Source organism: Dictyobacter arantiisoli, from assembly GCF_008326305.1.
GTDB lineage: Bacteria > Chloroflexota > Ktedonobacteria > Ktedonobacterales > Ktedonobacteraceae > Dictyobacter > Dictyobacter arantiisoli.
The window spans coordinates 15,857-33,637 of sequence record NZ_BIXY01000031.1 but is presented as its reverse complement, the minus strand read 5'-3'; the positions used below and the strand labels follow the sequence as shown (position 1 = coordinate 33,637).

Here is a 17,781-nt window from a genome sequence, read left to right as displayed (position 1 = left end):
GGGGATGATCGTATGAGAAGAAAGCCCGACCGCAAGGGATCGGGCCTTCATTGCCTGGGAGTGTTTTAGTTGAATTTAAGAGAGGAGCGGGCTGGTGCGAAGATCAGGCTTTCCTCATCGGCATAGGAGACTTTCGGGGCCATCTGGCTCCATGTGTAGAGATGATTGTTATGGATCGTGACGGCAATGGTCTCGACATAGTTCGCACCCAGCACCTGTACATTGCCCTGGATCTGCTGCCACGTACTGCCAGCAAACATCTGAGCCGCACCCACCTTTGCATTCGTCATCTGTACCTTCGTGGCTTGCTGCTGAAGATATTTCGCCAGATCGGTGGAGGTCGCATCAGACATAGTCAGCTTGATCTGTCCAGTATTGCTACTGTCGGCCAACGAAAGCGAGGTCGCCTCATGGTTGGAATGCCAGGAAGACGGATACGTCAGTTTCACACCCAACGTATTATTACTGACCGCCTGTAAGGGATCAGTAACCGACGAGACGGCAAACGGCTGAGCCAGCATCATCCAGGCACCGATAGCCAGCACACAAATGACCAGCACACCCACAATCGCAAACAGAAGCGGCGGTTTCTTGCTGCGCGGACGCGAAGTAGATACTGGCGTGGGCACTCCCTGCGCATGCGAATCCTGTCCAGAAGCGAGTGCTGCAGCATTCCCCGACCAACTTACTGGATTTGGCTGACTTGCCGGTTGGGCAACGTTTCCCGGCCAGCTCGCAGGATTCGGCTGGCGCATCGGTTGAGGCGTTTGGGCAACATTTCCCGGCCAGCTCGCAGGATTTGGGGTGGGAGATTTCTTTTCTACATCTGCAATCTGGAATTGGGCTGTTGGCAACTCATCAATATTGCTGACAGACTGTTCTACTGGCGATTGAGCTTTCTGCTGGCGTGGCTCATCCTTCACCTGCTGCCCTGATCCTATAGATGATAACGCGGAGGTTGGGAGACTATCTATCTCCTGCTCAGGCCAGTCGCTGGTGCGCACACCATTGCTGGAGAAAGCCTGCGTCGGCAATTCATCAATATCCTGTCTATCCTCATCCCATACCCTGGCATGCAGGTCACGGGCTGGCTGAGGGGTAGAGGGGAGATGCGGCGGAGTCATGGACGCCGGGCGATCTGTCGGCCAGGTTGCTTGAGCAGACTGCTCACGTTGTGTACGAACCTCAGCCTGCGGAAGCGGCGTCTGCGGTATAACATCATAGCCTTGAATGCCTAACCAGGGCGTCGCGTTCTGTCCTTCCAGACCCAGCCAGGGGGTAACATTACTGCTATCAGACTGGGCGGGACGGACGGCTGGCTGCTGAGCAACCTGCTCACGCATCCCGGCATTCTGGTGCCCCTGTGCATCATTATTCTTCGTAGTAGCACTATTGGTATTCGTCGGAGTATTGGCATTCTGCGTCGCCATGCGATTAGGGGGATTTAAAGGATAATCAGGAACGAGCGTTCCGCAATTCGTGCAAAACCGCGAATCCCCTCGCGGTAAATCTTTCCCACAATGAGAACAAACTGTCGCCACGGAGCATCTCCTACTATATAGCTCTTAATAGCTCTTACTGGATTTTACGGTAGTCGAAAAAATACTATCAGTCAAGCAATATGGTTATACATAGCACATATATACAATTGCCTCACCTTATTTGATACAAGACTTTCTAAATCTCTTTATTGCCGCCTTCGGCAAAGAGAGAAGAGAGAAAATGTGAGGACACCCCACTCTCCGGCAGGAGGGCTCTCGTCTCACTCCACCCCCTGCGACATTTATTGCATAAGAAAGAACACTATAAAAAAAGACGTAGAGAACATATTTCCTGCGCATGATTATCGATCTACATAATTGTAATCGCATTATACAGGATTTCTGTCTCTACGTATTTTTGGCTACTCTTTTTGCTACCAGAGAGTACTACCACATGGCACGATGTCGACTTACTTCAGGGTCAGAATGGCCTCGCGCTCAGCGGCTGTGGCAAATACCTGCTGATTCTTTACCAGCTCAACCAGCTTCTTGCGGCCCTTAGGACTCCCAATCATCAGCACGCCGACCAGTTTATTTTCCTGGAAGAAGAGACGGCGATAATTTTCATTGCCTTTCTCACCTGGCTCGCGCAATGCAATTGTCTCCATATCAGGATTGTTGGATTCCGCGCTCCCAACCACGGCGATATTGACATCAAAGAGCGGGCTAGTATAGGTTGGGACATCTACATAAGCCTGATGACCACCGGCCATGTTTATGCCAGCAATCTGCCCATGACCCTTGGCATTGTCCCAGGTGCCCATGGTATGATGAGTCTTCACGGTAGCATCATAGAAGTTCGCCACGTCACCGGCGGCATAGACGCCGGGCACATTGGTCTCCAGATATTCGTTGACGACCACGCCGCCATTGACCTCAATCGGCGAGCCTTCCAGGATCTGTGTATTGAGGGTAATACCCAGGCCCACTCCGATGATATCGGCCTGAATCTCACGGCCCTTTTTCGTCTTCACATAGCTTGGCACGCCATTCGACGGAATCACCGCATCAATCTCATCTCCATGGATAACCTCAACGCCAAACTTCTTCGCGATATTATCCACGACCTCGCCGCCATCGGTATCCAGCGAATTACGCAGCCAGTAGGGGCCACGCATCATCCACACGGTATCCAGTTTGCGGAGCGCGAAACCATCACAAAGCTCATAGGAGATAAAGCTACCGCCATAGGCCAGCGCTGTGCGAGACTCCAGCATGCGCTCAACGATGGTTCGCGTATCATCCAGGGTTACAAAGTTATAAATATGTTTGGTATCGCGTGCCCCCGGCACATCAAGGGGATTCGCCCAGCCGCCACTGGCGATCAGTAAGGCATCATAAGGGAACTCGCGTCCATCCTCAGTGTGAACTACACGGCCCTCGGTATCAACGCTACTCACCACTGTCTCAGTGATCAACTGGATCTCGCGCTGCTCATGCCAGGCAAAATCGCGAATCATCACCTTCTGCTCAACGATCACGCCCTGCAAAAAGCGTGGCAACGAAACACGGTTATACAGTGGATACCGCTCGTTGGTCAGCAAATGAATGCTACAATTAGGATCATTCTTACGCAACGTCTCGGCCGCGGTCGTCCCGGCAACACCATTGCCAATAATTACATATCTTTTCTCGTGAGTTGCCAAAAGAGTCACTCCTTATAATAAATATCACATATAAGATGGGCAAGAAGCCCCGCGCCTTCAGGCCGGGGAGGAATGCCCACTTCCTTTTGTATGACTATAGCCATCGCTGTGATGCACATGCGTAAAAAATCGGACGTTGAGTCCTGCTATGCGTCCTTGTTTGACCTTGAATAGGCTATGGAATTTTGCTTTATCTGTAGGAAAATCTTAGCACAGTCGCCACATAAAAACCATAGACGAGAATGCCATAGCGCACCTGAACTTGTATCCAAAAATCGCCACCCTCCTACCACACAGCTACACAATATACTTTAATACCGGCAATCGTGAAAAAAAAAACGCAGGTGCGGCACGAACGCAGGTGCGGCACTCTATCTCAATGCTATTGTCCTCGGAAGGTGGAGTAGAGGAGCCAGACGTTGAGTGCGATGATGATTAATGCGATAATTACATGTATGCTGGTCAGACGGCGCGTGTTAACAAAATCGCCGAGCAGATCGCGCCGGTTGGATAGGATCAGGAGGGCGACAATTGTGAAGGGCAATTGTAAGCTCAAGACGACCTGACTGACTACCAGTACCTGCACGGTCGGGATATTCAGGGCCGCGACCAACAAGGCGGGAATAAGCGTGATAACCCGCCAGATCCACATGGGCACGCGGCGTTGCAAGAAGCCTTCCAGTACTACCTGTCCCGCCAGGGTGCCGGTCATAGTAGAGGAGAGACCGGAAGCCAGCAGGCCAATACCAAAGGCGAATCCTGCCAGGGAGCCGAGAATGGGGATCAGTGTGATGTAGGCGGTCTGTAAATCCAGATTATTGGCTCTGACATGTCCATAAAAGACAGCGCCCGCGACGACGAGCATGGCGGCATTTACAAAGAAGGCCACGTTCAGGGCCGCAATTGTATCGATCTTCGCCAGGCGCAATACCTTGCGCCGCTCCTGCATAGGAGCATCGGGACTGCTCAGGCGGTGCGGGGAGAGATAGGAATGCAGGAAGATGTTATGAGGCATAACTGTTGCCCCGATGATACCAACTGCCACCAGGATACTGCCCGATGAGATCTGAGGGATGACGGTATGAAAGGCAATGCTTCCCCAACTGGCATGGATAAGCGCGGTCTCATAGACATAGGCCAGTCCGATAATCGAGACAAAGCCCATAATCACATATTCGATCTTCCGCAGTCCCCAATGGCTCAAACCCAACAAAACCATCACAATAATACCGGTAAGCAACGCAGCTGGAAAAAGAGGGATACCGAAAAGAATATTAAAGCCAAGCGCGCCACCAAGAATCTCAGCCAGATCGGTCGCCATAATTGCAATCACCGCCGTCGCCCCCAGAAAGCTGGCGACCGGACGTGAAAACTGCTCATGAATCAACTGCGCCAGGTTTTTGCCCGTTGCGATCCCCAGTTTCGCGGCTGCGATCTGAAGGAAGATAGCGACAATGTTACTTACTAAAATGACCCATAATAATTGATAACCAAAGCCCGCTCCGGCCGCTAGATTGGTTCCCCAGTTGCCGGGGTCCATATAGCCAACGCTCACCAGGAAACCGGGACCCAGGGCCTTGAGGACATCTCGTCCTCCAATGCCCCAGTGATTATCGCCACTCCATGCCTGCGTCCAACCTGAGAGAAAACGAATATGAAGTGGAGAGTCATACGCAACCTTACTCCGTGATTTTGATAACAATGCCATGCACGCGTCCCCCCGCTACGAGAAATGTATACGATACTCAATCTACTTACTTTTGTACTTCCAACGCGGTCGCCCGCGCCAGAAGCATGATGCTATGCGTCTTTCCTCTACGCCTGTATGCTTGCGCTATTAGTATCAGTACGTACAGCCTCCGTTGACGGAGACGTCACAATAATGTGATCAGCCAGCTCAATTCCCAGCATATGTTCACTCTGTGTAGGAACCTCGCCAACCCGAATTCCGAGTGGGCCGCCAAAGGGCGCACGCGAAATCAACTCAATCGAGCATCCCAGATAGAGACCAAGCTGCCCTAAATAACAGAGCTTCTCAGGATCTTGATCGCTGACGCGCAAGATCCGCCCGACCTGTCCAATCGCCAACTGTGACAACTGCACACCTGGCTGAACCACCATCACTCCATCTTTACTGGGAATAGGATCGCCATGAGGATCAACCGTAGGGTATCCCAACAATCGATCAACCCTCTCTTCAAATTCTTCGGAAATGACGTGCTCTAATCTATCCGCTTCTGCATGCACCTTATCCCAGCTATATCCCAATTCGCGTGCCAGATAGAGCTCCAGTAAACGATGATGGCGGATCACCTCCATCGCCCGCTGCGTACCCTCGGGGGTCAAACGCACCCCATGATACGGAACATGCTCAACCCAACCTACATTTGCCAGCTCTTTGAACAGCATCGTCGCAGTTGCATCACTGACCCTCAAATGCTCGCTCACAACAGAAGTCGAAACTTTTTGTCCCCGCTCCTGTAGCGAATAGATAAGCTTGAGGCAATCACTCATACGTGGTGCAAGTTCCTGAATAGGTTTTTGCACTTTTTTCACTCCTTAAAAATTATTTCAGCCCTCTAAAAAATAGAGTACCACAGAACCAAAACAAATTCAAGGGGAACTGCAAAAATACAGGGAATTCCCGTTCTCTTTATAGCCGAAGGCGGCAAAAAGAGATTGAGGAATATTTAGGGGAGTTTGAAGAAATGAGCATGTGCGACTCGACACATCTTTGTGCTCCGAGGAGAATCCAGCCGCACAACAAGCAAGCGGACCCATTAGCAAGCTAAACGAATGCCTGGAGACATCTCTACTCACATTATCAGTATAAAGAGGCGGTAGATGCTCCGTCAATGGAATTTTTGGTTACATTGCACAATATTTTTGCATTTTTTATATCATTACTATGAATAGCATTTAATCTATAGACAAATATATTTATAAATATTAACAATACTTTATTAGTATTTACATCTCAAGCTAAATTTGATCACTATTGCAAATATTGCTAAAAAAGTGGTAATGTGGGCATTTTTCTCATTGTGGCGATTATGCGACAAAGAGAAGGCCTGATCACAAGGGATCAGGCCTTCTCTACAGGGTGAGTTCGCAATTTGTTTTCCATATTAATCGCCATGTCCGGTACTCAATGGTGTGTGCTGGGTCGAAGGAACCCAATGGCGATTATTCATCCAATAGCCCTCAATCTGCTCCAGGGTTTTGCCTTTGGTTTCCGGTACCAGCGTAATGCAGAAGACAAGCGTGAGCACACCGATGATACCATAGAGCCAGAAGGTGCCCGCCGATCCCAGGCCATTAATCAAGGTTAAAAAGGTTACGCTGACAAGGAAGTTCGCAACCCAGTTGGAGAAGGAACAGGTGCTTGCGCCAGCGGCACGGACCTTGGTAGGAAAAATTTCCGCACTCATCAGCCAGAAAACGGGTCCCATGCTGATAGCGAAAGCGATGATATAGATCATCAAGGCAATCAGGGTCACAAGACTGGCATGAGTAGGGCCAATAGCAAACACTGCGCCCAGCAATCCCAGTCCAATAATCATGCCAATACAGCCAGCGATCAGGAGAATCCGACGTCCTGCTTTGTCAACCAGGAACAACGCCACAATGGTTGCCAGCACATTGACGATACCCACCACGCTGGTCGCCAGGATCGCGCTACTGGCTGACGACACACCAACGGATTGGAAGATCGTCGGGGCATAGTAAATGACGGTGTTGACGCCCACAAACTGCTGCAAAACGGCTAATCCAACACCGACGAGTAGTGCCCAGCGTAATCCAGGTCCGAAGAGATCCGCGAGGCGACCCTTTTGTTGATCGATGGAGAGAGAGGAATGAATTTCGTTCAGCTCAAAATCCGGGTCCGCCCCCTGGATACGCTCAAGCACCCCACGAGCATCATCCCAACGTCCCTTACTGGCATACCAGCGTGGCGTCTCCAGGCTCATCAAGATGCCCACAGTCAGTAAAACACCTGGAATGGCAGCCGATGCAAACATGGGAGGCCAACCCATACCGAGATGTGCGAAGTAAAGATCTACCCCATAGGAGAGCGCAATACCAATGGTTACCGCCAACTGATAGAAAGTTACCAGTTTACCACGAATCTGGAATGGAGACATCTCAGAGATGTAGGTCGGCACCACGCTGGAAGCGGAACCAATTCCAATACCGACAATCAGGCGAAACAAGAGAAAGAGTACAAAGTTAGGCGCGATAGCTGTCAGAATCGCGCCTATTGTAAACAAAATGCCCAATCCTAACAAGGTTTTCTTACGCCCAATAGCGTCATTTATCTTCCCTGTGATCACAGCACCAATGATCGCGCCAACCAGTACACAACTTACGGCCAATTCCTGCTGCTGCGAATTGAGCGAAAAGGTCTGAACCAGGAAAAGCTGTGCGCCAGAAATCACGCCAGTATCATAGCCAAATAGCAGGCCACCCAGAGCGGCAACACAGGTAATAAAGTAAACAGACAACTGCTTCTGTGGCCGGGGATTTGCTTGTTCCATAATATACCTCCACCATCATGGTAAAAGAACCGGCCAATCCAACAGCCTTGTTTTGGTGATACATGCTTTATATCCCAAAGGTGCCCCCTTCACCATTGAAGGGATACCGGAAGAGGAACAACATAGTCAGTATACAAAGTCTATTTATGCATTGTAATCAACCCAAAGGTGGAAATAGTTGGTGGAATTTCACCCTTGCTCCCTCTCCACGCTACACCTGTAACAAGTATACCTGATGCTCAATTTTTGCGATTCTCGCTTAGCTCGACTTTGTACATTTTTAGGCTTTTAAGCCTGCGAAAAAGGGTGCGTGCGACGCATTTTCGAGCTCACATTTTCAAAGTTGTACAAAGTCGAGCTTACAAAGTGTTTGATTCCTTCTACCAGCAGGATCTTGCTGCTGACCTGCTGGCAGGCGCCAGGATGGCGAAGACCATCGGGATTTTGTGGCTCACCCACAGGTGAGCGCTGACGCGCTCACGCCTTTTTTAGTGTGTGATGCAGAATATGTGCTATGCACATATTCTGCATCACACACTAAAACCCTTTTGAGCAGCGTAGGTGCGAAAACTCATGCACAGAGACCTTGGAGACCACGGGAGGCTGACACTTCCTTATGAATCTTCGCGCCAATGCCGTTCAAGAGTTTTTTAGGCGAAATAGAAGTCTGGCGCATTTATCGAGTACGAGGATCGGGAATTTGTCCGAAGATGGAGATGTATTCGTATTGGGTATGAAGACGCTCCCATTCTTCTGTCAAACCATTGAAGGTGTAATCAAATTGGCTGGGAGCAATACCGAGCTGCTCGATGAAGGTCCCCCTGAGATTTTTCCAGCCCGCCGTGATATTCGTCAATAATAAGGAGCCAGCACGTCCACCCCATTCGCCAATCGGGACATGCAGAAGCCTTTTTCTCAGATTTTTGACGCCGATGCGCTGCATGATTTCAGGCAATTGGCTGATCAAGGATGCATCAATACCACGTTGTCGGCTTATCTGGTCCCACCAGGTGAGATATTGCTGGGTGCAAGGACCAATATTGACAAATGTGGTGCCCCCTTCGAGAAGCTCGATCCAGCCGCCAGGCCGTGTGACACGTACATATTCCAGAAGCAGGCTCGACCAGGCGGCCGCTGGAATACCTGCCACGAGCAGACGCGAATGCAGATAGTCGAAACAATCATTGGCAAAGGGAAGACCATCCAACGCGTTATGCTGCACAAACAAGATATTGGGTGGATCAGTGATCGCGGTCTCGACAAGATCCAATCCCGTGACGGTTGCCTGTGGAAAAGACTGCGCCATTTCAATGACCCAGCGACCAGTGCCCGATCCAACATCCAGAATAGCCTGTAGTGATGTCTTGTCAAGAGGAGCTTGATAATTAGTGTGAAGAACTCCTTTGAGAAAAAAATGCTGAAATTCTAATCGATTGTGTTCAGGTAAATCATGAGCCAGTAAGTAAGGGGCATCAATAACAGATGGAAAGGGATCATCAGTCACCATATCCGATTCTCTATTGACCGGATTGTTAGCATACGGTATTGTCTGATTATCATGCGCGATTTTAGCTTGCAGGCGCTTAAATAAGTGCATAAAATTTCCTTCCCAATAGGGTGAATATTCCTCAGAACAACGTAGTGTTGTTGTATCATTATATGCTAGCCTGATACCATTTGAAAATGAAAAACACCTGCTCTTCTCTTTTGACAGAAGAGCCTCAATTTGAAAGCGAGGGAAAGAAAAAGGAGAGTCTTCTGAAGAGGTGACAAATCGTATATAATTCTATGCAACACTATCAGTATAGTTTCTCGGTGTAAAGGATGCGTTTGGTGAAGGAAGAATTATTAGGCAAACAACTTGCCAGCTATTTACTCATTCAAGTATTAGGGCAAGGGGCATTTGGGAGTGTCTATCTTGGCAAACACTTCCTGCTGGCACAAAAACCTCCCGTTGCGATCAAGATATTAAATACGGCTTTAAATTCACAGGAGGAAATTGATCGCTTCTTTCAGGAAGCTGTCATCCTGGATGCCCTGTCGCATCCTCATATTTTGTCAATTAGCGACGCCAATCTCTACGAAGGGTATCCATTCTTTGTGGCGGAATACGCGCCGGGAGGATCGTTGCGCGATCACCTGGATCGCTTGAATGGGGCCCCGATGCCTTTAGAGGATGGTGTCCGGGTCCTGCAACAGGTTGGGGATGGTCTGCAACATGCCCACGATCTGGATATCGTACACAGGGATCTTAAACCAGCCAATATTCTCTTTGATGCCAATGGCGACGCCCTGCTGGCAGATTTTGGCATCGCGCTACAGATCCAGAAAACACGGCGCGTCGATGAGATTGGGACACCTGCGTATATGTCGCCCGAACAATTTAAAGGAAAAATTAGTAAAAAGAGTGATCAGTATGCACTGGGCTGTATCGCTTATGAAATCTTTACCGGTCAACAACTCTTCATCGCGGACGATCCCTATACCATCGGGTATAAACATATTTATGAGCAGCCCATCGCACCACGCGATCTCAATCCCGCTATTTCACTCGAACTGGCAACGGTAATCCTCAAAGCGCTGGCAAAAGAGCGCGATGATCGCTATGAAAATGTCTCGGACTTTATCCAGGCACTTCAGGATGCCGCAACGCAGGTGCGTCCAGCGCAGGGACGCGCTTCTAGCGCCGTCACCTCGCGTACCGGCAAACATCCTGCTACAAAAACCAACCAGGGAAGTGCGCCCGAAAATGATATGTCGCTGCACAATAAACGCGGCACCACGCCAGCGAATCCTCATGTCAACCTGCCGCCTTTCCTGCAGAAGCAGAAGCAGAAGCCACAGACGCAGTCAGTGCCATCGCGGACAGTGCGTCCGGCGCAAGCGCAGCATACATCTTCCACCAGACAGTCTGTCAGTCAGATCCGTCCACTCTGGGCCACCACTTCGGGGAGCGCGGGCATTTTTTACTCCGCCTCCAGCGTCACGAAGGGCATTATCTATGCCGGAACCTATAGTGATGGTACGCGCACGACCGCCAGTCCCCGCCATCTGCGCGCCCTGGATGCCGCAACCGGCGAGCATCTCTGGTCCTACAAGAATAATGCTGGCATCCATTCCGCGCCTGTGATTACGCAGGGGATCGTCTATTTCTGCTCCGGCAACGTCGAGACAGCGGGTAAGATCTGCGCCCTGGATGCCGATACCGGTGAAATCTACTGGAGTGTAGAAACCGATGAACTGTTGCAGGATGCCCCCATCGTCACCGATGATATCGTTTACGCCCATTCTCAGCATACCGTCTACGCCGTCAATGCCGCCACGGGACAGGAATACTGGAATGTGACGCTCAAAGCCGCGCTACAAGGCCACCCGATGATAGCCGATAACGCCGTCTATATCACCAGTGCACGTGGGCATTGCTATGTCGTTGATTCTGAGCATGGTCAAAAGCTCGCCACTTTCTCAAGCGTGGGACATCTACACGCAGCCTTTCCGCATGCGGAAAGCATTGTCTGCCTCTTCTCACTCGAAGATCAGTTATACGCTATTGACATGCAGACTGGTGAAACCTACTGGACCATTCGAATTGAGCAGCCTATCGTTCACGACATCGAGATTACAGCAGGAATTGCCTATATCAGTCTGCAGGGAACCTTCCCCAATAGCGCGGCCCACACCAGAATTCTCGCAATCGACGTCATCAGCGGTGACCAGATCTGGGTTGCCAACCTCAGGAGTGAGATTGATGCCACTCCACTGGCCGTGGATGGCATTGTCTATCTCGTCACCCAGAGCCAGGAACTCTATCTCCTGGATGCCCTGAACGGTAAACTCATCCTGGCCGAGAGAATGGGATTAGGAAAATTGAGCCGTCCCAGCGTTGCCAATAATACCCTCTTCATCACCGACAGCGAAATCAACGCCTACCAACTGGTCTAAGGATTTTAATACAGGAAGAGAGCAGTCACGCGCTCGCCTGCCCTCTCTTCCTGCCCCTTAGCTACGACCTCCTCTGCCGCACGACTGCAACAGTCACCCCATCCCATTCCGTATAGACAATACAGACCAGAAAATCAGCTATAACAATAGAAAGATGGGAATAGAAATGAAAACAGAATCGCGCACCAGCAGGCGCAAGGATGGTTTAGAATATGGCTATCCCTCCACCGATATCCTCGCCCTCTCAGCCAAAACCCTGGCGGTATCACGACGCCTGACAGAGGCCTATGGGGTATCGGCCTGGTCCGAGAAAGATCCTCTGAGCATGCTGGTAGATATCATCCTCTCGCATCGTACAAAAGACGAACAGACCGCCGCCGCCTATGCACAACTGTTAGAACGCTTTGGGAACTGGGAAACAGTGCGCGATGCGCCGACAAATGAGGTGCAGGATGCCATCGCTAACGTCAACTGGCCTGAAGTCAAAGCGCCACGTCTGCAAAATATTATGCGCCAGATCACCGCCGAGCGCGGCGAGCTCAATCTTGACTTTCTACGCACCATGCCGGTCGAAGAGGCCGCCGCGTGGCTCAATCGCTTTGAAGGGGTAGGACCCAAAACTGCCGCCTGCGTACTCCTCTTCTCCTGCCAATTCCCACTCTTACCAGTCGATGTGCATGTCCACCGCGTCTCGATCAGACTGGGCTTGATCGGCAAGAAAGTGACGCCCGAAGCCGCCCATCCTCTCTTACAGGCGCTCCTACCCCAGGATGCACGTAGTATCTATAATTTCCACAAGGCTTTACTGAGACATGGACAACGCGTCTGCGTCTATGAGCATCCACTCTGCAATAGATGTGCGATCACCGATCTCTGCGACTACTACAAAACGGTCGTGAAGCCCGAAGCATAGAAAAAACCGGCAGGCACCCTTCTGTTACGCTGAACGCAAGGACGCCTGCCGGGTAGAATTGGATATGCTTACTGGTTAGAGCGGACGACTAATAATCGGTTTCAGTGCGGGATAGAGGGCTTTGTAGACCTCGTATGTTTGCTCGTAAACGGGTGCCAGGGCGGTGTTGGGCTCTGTGCGCGAGACGATCTTGACGGTCTGAGCGCAGGCTTCCTGAACAGATGCATAGACGCCACCTGCGACTCCTGCCAACAGCGCCGCGCCAAAGGCAGGCCCCTCGCTGGCATTAGTAGTTACCAATTCAACTCCCAATACGTCAGCAATGATTTGCCGCCAGATAGGACTCTTGGCACCGCCACCAGTGGCACGTAACTGATTTAATTCCAGTCCTTGCTCACGAATGATCGAGTAGCAGTCCTTCAGGCTGAACGCGACCCCTTCCAGGACAGAGCGAATCAGATGGCGACGATCATGGCTAGCGGTAAGACCGATCCAACCGCCGCGTGCATAGGCATCCAGATGGGGTGTACGCTCACCCTGTAAATAGGGGAGGAAGACCAGACCATCACTACCAGCAGATACGCCTGCGGCTTCGCGCGCCAGGAGTTCATAGGAATCAATACCTGTCCAGCGCTCAAGGGCATGCTCAGGCAGGCCGATATTATCACGCAGCCAGTGGAAGGAGAGTCCAGCACCTTGCGTTACGCCCATCAGATACCAGGCGTTGGGAACCGCATGATTAAAGGTATGCACACGTGGCACCGGACCCGAAGCATCTACCTGCGGGGATTGGGCATGAGCCAGCACGATACCACTGGTACCAATTGAGACCAGGGCCAGACCGGGCTCAACCACACCATTGCCGACAGCACCACAGGCATTATCCGCGCCACCGCCAGCTACAGGTGTCCCCTGACGCAGACCAGTCAGATCAGCGACCTCGGCAGTAATCGTGCCGCTCGCCGTAGCAGCAGGCACCACTGGCGGCAACAACGAAGGGTTCAGTTCCAGGGCCGTTAAAACCTCTTGCGACCACTGACCATGCTTTACATCCAACAAGCAGGTACCAGCCGCATCAGAAATCTCCATTGCCAGCACGCCGGTCAAACGATAGCGGATATAATCTTTTGGCAACAGCATCGTCTGTGCACGTGCAAATATCTCAGGCTCATTATCACGAATCCAGAGCAACTTCGGCGCGGAAAAGCCCGTCAGGGCTGGATTGCTCACATAATCGATCAGCTTACTCGCGCCAACCTTCTCCGTGATCCATTTGCACTGCGCATCGCTACGCTGATCCGCCCAAATAATGCAGGGACGCAACACCTGCTGATTGCTATCCAATAGCACGACACCATGCATCTGGCCCGACAAACCCAGGCCACGCACATCTTCAGCGGAAACGCCAAGGCGTGCTCCCTCTATAAGACAGCTACGAATCGCTGAAATAGTTGCCTGCCACCACTCAGCAGGCTGCTGCTCCGCCCATCCAGGATGTGGATGATATAATTCGTAATCTACAAATGCATCAGCGATGACGTGCCCATCCTCAGCAGCAAAAAGGGCGGCCTTGACTCCTGTTGTCCCCAGGTCGATACCAAGCAGAGATTGCATTGAACGCTCCTTTACTATACTCAGCCATCTTTGGCTCATAATACGATCCACAGATCCATCGATCCATCGGTTTCTCTTGATTGTACGCCAAAATCGACCATTTGCACAGATCAGAGCACCCACTCCTCACGGACAACGCCGTTCGAACAAGGAGAATATGGGGAAAACCCTATTCTCCTTCAAAGTGTTTGATTCCTACTCCCCTCGGGATCTTACTGCTCACCTGCTAGCAGGTGCAAGCGCCTGTGCCCTTCTTAGTGTGCCTCAACTGTTTTTAGTATGTGGTGCAGGAAAGGTGCTGTACACCTTTCCTGCACCACATACTAAACATTGGTTTGAGCACCGCAGGTGCGAAAACTCATGCACAGAGATCGTGGAGAGCATGGGAATCAAACACATTCCTTGTTCGAATGATACTATATAACCGATACTATATAACCGAACGAATCGTGCCGCCATCGACGCGGATCGTTGCGCCGCTCACATAATCAGCGCTCGGGCTGGCCAGATATGCTACGGCTGCGGCGATCTCCTCTGGCCGACCAAGACGACCGACATCGTTTGGAGCGATGGCCTGGGTAGCGTTGCGTTCCATTTCCTCCCACGTCTCGCCCCAGCCATGAGCCTGTGCCATGTGGATTAACGTTGCCCGAGCTGCCTCGCTCGCAAGGATCGCGCCGGGAGACACGACGTTGGATGTCACGCCGGTGCCCTTCAGTTCACGCGCGAGGGAGACCGCAAGGTTGTGGCGAGCAGCCAACGACGCGTTGTAGTGCGGCCCACTAGCCTGAGGCTGCTGCGACAGGCCACCACCAATCTGGATCACCCGACCCCAGCGTCGCTCGCGCATCTGCGGTACCAGGCGCTGGATCATCCGCACGCCAGAAATCACGTTGCTGTTGTATGTCTGGGCCCAGATTTCAGCCGTTGCCTCCGCCCATGAATGAAATGGAATGACTCCGGCATTGTTGACCAGAATATCAATCGGTCCGCCAGCGAGCGCCGCGGCGGCAACCGCGTCAGCGCCAGTGTCGGTGGCGAGATCACCAAGAGCAACCTCGGCTTTCCCTCCTTCAGCGCGGATCGTTTCGGCTACAGCGTTGGCCCGGCTTTCGTCGCGACCATGCACGACGACAGCAACACCCTCCGCAGCGAGCAGCTTCACAATCGCCTCACCTATCCCGGAACTCGATCCAGTCACCAGTGCCCTCTTCCCTGCCAGTCTTAAATCCATATGAATACCTCATGTTTCACTCATTTGATCGCAGGCACTTCACCTGCATCTCTGTGATGGTATACTGAAAGAAATCACAGGACAAGATGAGCATTAATCATAGGATTAAGACTCCTATGGTTCGCGAGTAAACATTCCAGATGTAAGGATAACAGAGGATGGTAAGTCAGCAACAAGAACATCGCTTGCAGGAACTCGGAGATTTTTTGCGTACCCGGAGGGCAAGGCTAACCCCTGAGGAGGTGGACCTGCCACGAGGAAGCAGGCGCAAAACACCTGGGCTCAGGCGGGCAGAAGTGGCCCAACTGGTTGGTGTCAGCGTCGATTGGTATACCTGGCTGGAGCAGGGACGCCCTATTACTCCTTCGACACAGGTCCTGGAACGTCTGGTACAGGCCTTACGTCTGGATGCGAATGAACGCAACCATCTCTTCCTCTTAGCACATCAGCAACCACCGCCAGCACTTGTGCTAGAACCTGAGGTCGTAAGTCCAGCGTTACAGCATTTCCTTGACCAGTTTGGCTCTCGTCCAGCCTTTGTGTCAGGAAGACGATGGGATACACTGGCCTGGAACGATGCCGGATGCGCTATCTTTGGCGATTTCCACTTGAGAACCGGCCGCGAACGCAATACCATCTGGACCATCTTCACCAATCCCTTGTCTCGGCAATTCATCGTCGATTGGGAAGAAGATGCGCGACTGCTCTTAGCACAATTCCGTAGCAGCTGTGGCCGTCATCCTGAAGACCCCCAATTGACCGAGTTGATCCATGACCTCATGCTCTCCAGCCCCGAATTTCGCGCCTGGTGGCCTGATCATGAAGTCCTCAGTGGACAAGAAGGGCGGAAAACGCTCAACCATCCACAGGTGGGATATCTCATGTTTGAACGTCTCACCTTTCAGGTCTTTGACACACCAGATCTCAAAGTCACTGTGTATACACCATTGGAGGAAGCAGACACACCTCGCAAACTGGAGCAGCTCCTGAAGCAGTGGTATCAACACAAAGATCAGGAGTCTCATATACATGATGGAAAGATTTGACACTCCCTGGCATAAATGCACAGGGATTCTTCCTTCATCCATGAGACTTGCCCATCAGTCTCACAACTGAAAGGTAGCGGTCCACATGTCCAGAAGCGTTGCGCAAACCGAGGTTTGCAGGTTTCCGAGTGCCCCTCGGTACCAACCACTTGTTCTTGTGGTGCATGAAGCCCAACCAACCGTGAGGTGGGTATCGTGCCTCATCGTCTTCAGACGAATCTTTTTGCAATGGCTTCATTTCATACAGGAGAGTATACAAAATGTTTTAATGGTTGTCAATCAGGAAGAGCCATTCATCCCTGCTATGAATGGACAGGGCTTTCTGGCTCGTTTCCTGTAAGTGCGTGCCGTGGGCGGTTTAATAGAGCTGCTCTTCATCTCGGAGTGCCTGTGTACTGGCATGTACACCCAACAATTCATCCTGGTCCTGGACACCGATGGATTGGCGTGCTCGGACACGTTGTACGATTTTGTAGCCCCAGAATTGACCAGTCAGGGCGGCGAGCACACCTCCCAACAGGCTACCTGCGAGATACAACAGCGCCAGCCAGATCTTCTGGTTGGCGAAGAGGTTGACATCCCCTAGTGCCAGACTACTAAAAGTTGTATAGGCTCCTAAAAAGCCAACATTGAGAAATAAACGGCGCTCAGGTGTCACATAGACCGTGGCATCCGCCAGCGTTGAGAGGAACGCCAGCACAAATGCGCCAGTAATATTGATCAAGAGAATATCATACGGCCAGCCAGTCCCCAGTATCCCCTGAATGGTATGACTGAGCAGATAGCGCACCAGCGTACCCAGAAAGCCGCCACAGAAGACGATTAGCAGGCGCTTCAGTTGTAAATGTTCTTTATGCACTACACTCACCATCCTAACGCGATACCTGCGCTCGCCGCCAGCAGTCCCAATACCACATTCTCGCCTAGATAGAGCACGCTAGCACGCAGACTTCCGGCACGCGCTAACTGTACTCCTTCCCACGACATACTGCTAAAGGTGGTATAGCCACCCAGAAAGCCGGTCGCCAGGATCAATTGTCCGGTCGTACTCAGGAGATGGCGCGCCGTTAACGCAAAAAGCACACCAATGACAAAAGAGCCACTGACATTGATGATTAACGTTCCAAAGGGAAATGTAGAACCAACACGGCTGGCAACAAGATGACCCAGCACGTAGCGTGCCACCGCACCAAAAGCACCCGCGCTACCTATCAGCACTAACTGTAACAAATACGACATCTGCATAAAATCTTTTTCACCTGCGCATGAACACTAAAGCATAATATACTGTAACATCTATACAAAAG

At 51.4% G+C, this 17,781-nt stretch carries 13 protein-coding genes; 3 read left to right on the top strand and 10 right to left on the bottom strand.

Features of this window, described 5'->3' with window-relative positions; translation table 11 throughout:
• Positions 1-65 precede the first annotated feature (65 nt).
• The 6 genes from F1593_RS11970 to F1593_RS11945 form a co-directional block, all read right to left on the bottom strand.
• Complete coding sequence (locus F1593_RS11970; RefSeq protein WP_149401800.1) at positions 66-1,541, bottom strand: zinc ribbon domain-containing protein; 1,476 nt, start codon at positions 1,539-1,541, stop codon at positions 66-68.
• 410 nt (positions 1,542-1,951) lie between these two features.
• On the bottom strand, positions 1,952-3,196 hold the full coding sequence (locus F1593_RS11965) for an NAD(P)/FAD-dependent oxidoreductase (protein ID WP_235932562.1): 1,245 nt from the start codon (positions 3,194-3,196) through the stop codon (positions 1,952-1,954).
• Positions 3,197-3,569: 373 nt separating this feature from the next.
• Positions 3,570-4,895 (bottom strand): Nramp family divalent metal transporter, encoded by a 1,326-nt coding sequence (locus F1593_RS11960; protein ID WP_149401798.1) that lies wholly within the window; start codon positions 4,893-4,895, stop codon positions 3,570-3,572.
• Positions 4,896-5,002: 107 nt separating this feature from the next.
• The gene (locus F1593_RS11955; protein ID WP_149401797.1) at positions 5,003-5,734 is read right to left on the bottom strand and encodes a metal-dependent transcriptional regulator; all 732 of its coding nucleotides are present in this window, start codon (positions 5,732-5,734) and stop codon (positions 5,003-5,005) included.
• A gap of 581 nt (positions 5,735-6,315) precedes the next feature.
• On the bottom strand, positions 6,316-7,725 hold the full coding sequence (locus F1593_RS11950) for a sugar porter family MFS transporter (protein ID WP_149401796.1): 1,410 nt from the start codon (positions 7,723-7,725) through the stop codon (positions 6,316-6,318).
• A 676-nt stretch (positions 7,726-8,401) separates the two neighbouring features.
• On the bottom strand, positions 8,402-9,322 hold the full coding sequence (locus tag F1593_RS11945; RefSeq protein ID WP_149401795.1) for a class I SAM-dependent methyltransferase: 921 nt from the start codon (positions 9,320-9,322) through the stop codon (positions 8,402-8,404).
• A 236-nt stretch (positions 9,323-9,558) separates the two neighbouring features.
• Between F1593_RS11945 and F1593_RS11940 the strand changes: the two genes are divergently transcribed.
• Both F1593_RS11940 and F1593_RS11935 read left to right on the top strand, forming a co-directional pair.
• Positions 9,559-11,667: a serine/threonine-protein kinase gene (locus F1593_RS11940; RefSeq protein ID WP_172632070.1), complete on the top strand. Its 2,109-nt coding sequence runs from the start codon at positions 9,559-9,561 to the stop codon at positions 11,665-11,667.
• A 166-nt stretch (positions 11,668-11,833) separates the two neighbouring features.
• Positions 11,834-12,580 (top strand): endonuclease III domain-containing protein, encoded by a 747-nt coding sequence (locus tag F1593_RS11935; RefSeq protein WP_149401793.1) that lies wholly within the window; start codon positions 11,834-11,836, stop codon positions 12,578-12,580.
• 75 nt (positions 12,581-12,655) lie between these two features.
• On the opposite strand, the gene xylB is transcribed toward F1593_RS11935, so the two are convergent.
• A complete protein-coding gene (gene xylB, locus F1593_RS11930) occupies positions 12,656-14,194 on the bottom strand; it encodes a xylulokinase (RefSeq protein WP_149401792.1) in 1,539 nt (512 codons plus the stop codon).
• A 430-nt stretch (positions 14,195-14,624) separates the two neighbouring features.
• Positions 14,625-15,428, bottom strand: coding sequence for an SDR family NAD(P)-dependent oxidoreductase (locus F1593_RS11925; RefSeq protein WP_149401791.1), 804 nt, complete (start codon positions 15,426-15,428; stop codon positions 14,625-14,627).
• Positions 15,429-15,586: 158 nt separating this feature from the next.
• Between F1593_RS11925 and F1593_RS11920 the strand changes: the two genes are divergently transcribed.
• On the top strand, positions 15,587-16,474 hold the full coding sequence (locus tag F1593_RS11920; RefSeq protein ID WP_149401790.1) for a helix-turn-helix transcriptional regulator: 888 nt from the start codon (positions 15,587-15,589) through the stop codon (positions 16,472-16,474).
• Between the two features lie 358 nt (positions 16,475-16,832).
• Here F1593_RS11920 and F1593_RS11915 read toward each other — a convergent pair whose 3' ends face one another.
• Together F1593_RS11915 and crcB are read right to left on the bottom strand one after the other, a co-directional pair.
• Entirely contained in the window at positions 16,833-17,333 is a 501-nt protein-coding gene (locus F1593_RS11915; RefSeq protein ID WP_172632069.1) for a fluoride efflux transporter FluC, read from the bottom strand.
• Between the two features lie 5 nt (positions 17,334-17,338).
• A complete protein-coding gene (crcB, locus tag F1593_RS11910) occupies positions 17,339-17,713 on the bottom strand; it encodes a fluoride efflux transporter CrcB (RefSeq protein ID WP_149401788.1) in 375 nt (124 codons plus the stop codon).
• Between the last annotated feature and the right edge of the window lie 68 nt (positions 17,714-17,781).

Bases quoted from the DNA above. Each gene is read 5' to 3' on its own strand.
- F1593_RS11935 (WP_149401793.1), top strand. From the start codon at position 11,834: ATGAAAACAGAATCGCGCACCAGCAGGCGCAAGGATGGTTTAGAATAT.
- F1593_RS11920 (WP_149401790.1), top strand. From the start codon at position 15,587: ATGGTAAGTCAGCAACAAGAACATCGCTTGCAGGAACTCGGAGATTTT.
- xylB (WP_149401792.1), bottom strand. From the start codon at position 14,194: ATGCAATCTCTGCTTGGTATCGACCTGGGGACAACAGGAGTCAAGGCC.
- F1593_RS11945 (WP_149401795.1), bottom strand. From the start codon at position 9,322: ATGCACTTATTTAAGCGCCTGCAAGCTAAAATCGCGCATGATAATCAG.
- crcB (WP_149401788.1), bottom strand. From the start codon at position 17,713: ATGTCGTATTTGTTACAGTTAGTGCTGATAGGTAGCGCGGGTGCTTTT.
- F1593_RS11950 (WP_149401796.1), bottom strand. From the start codon at position 7,725: ATGGAACAAGCAAATCCCCGGCCACAGAAGCAGTTGTCTGTTTACTTT.
- F1593_RS11925 (WP_149401791.1), bottom strand. From the start codon at position 15,428: ATGGATTTAAGACTGGCAGGGAAGAGGGCACTGGTGACTGGATCGAGT.
- F1593_RS11960 (WP_149401798.1), bottom strand. From the start codon at position 4,895: ATGGCATTGTTATCAAAATCACGGAGTAAGGTTGCGTATGACTCTCCA.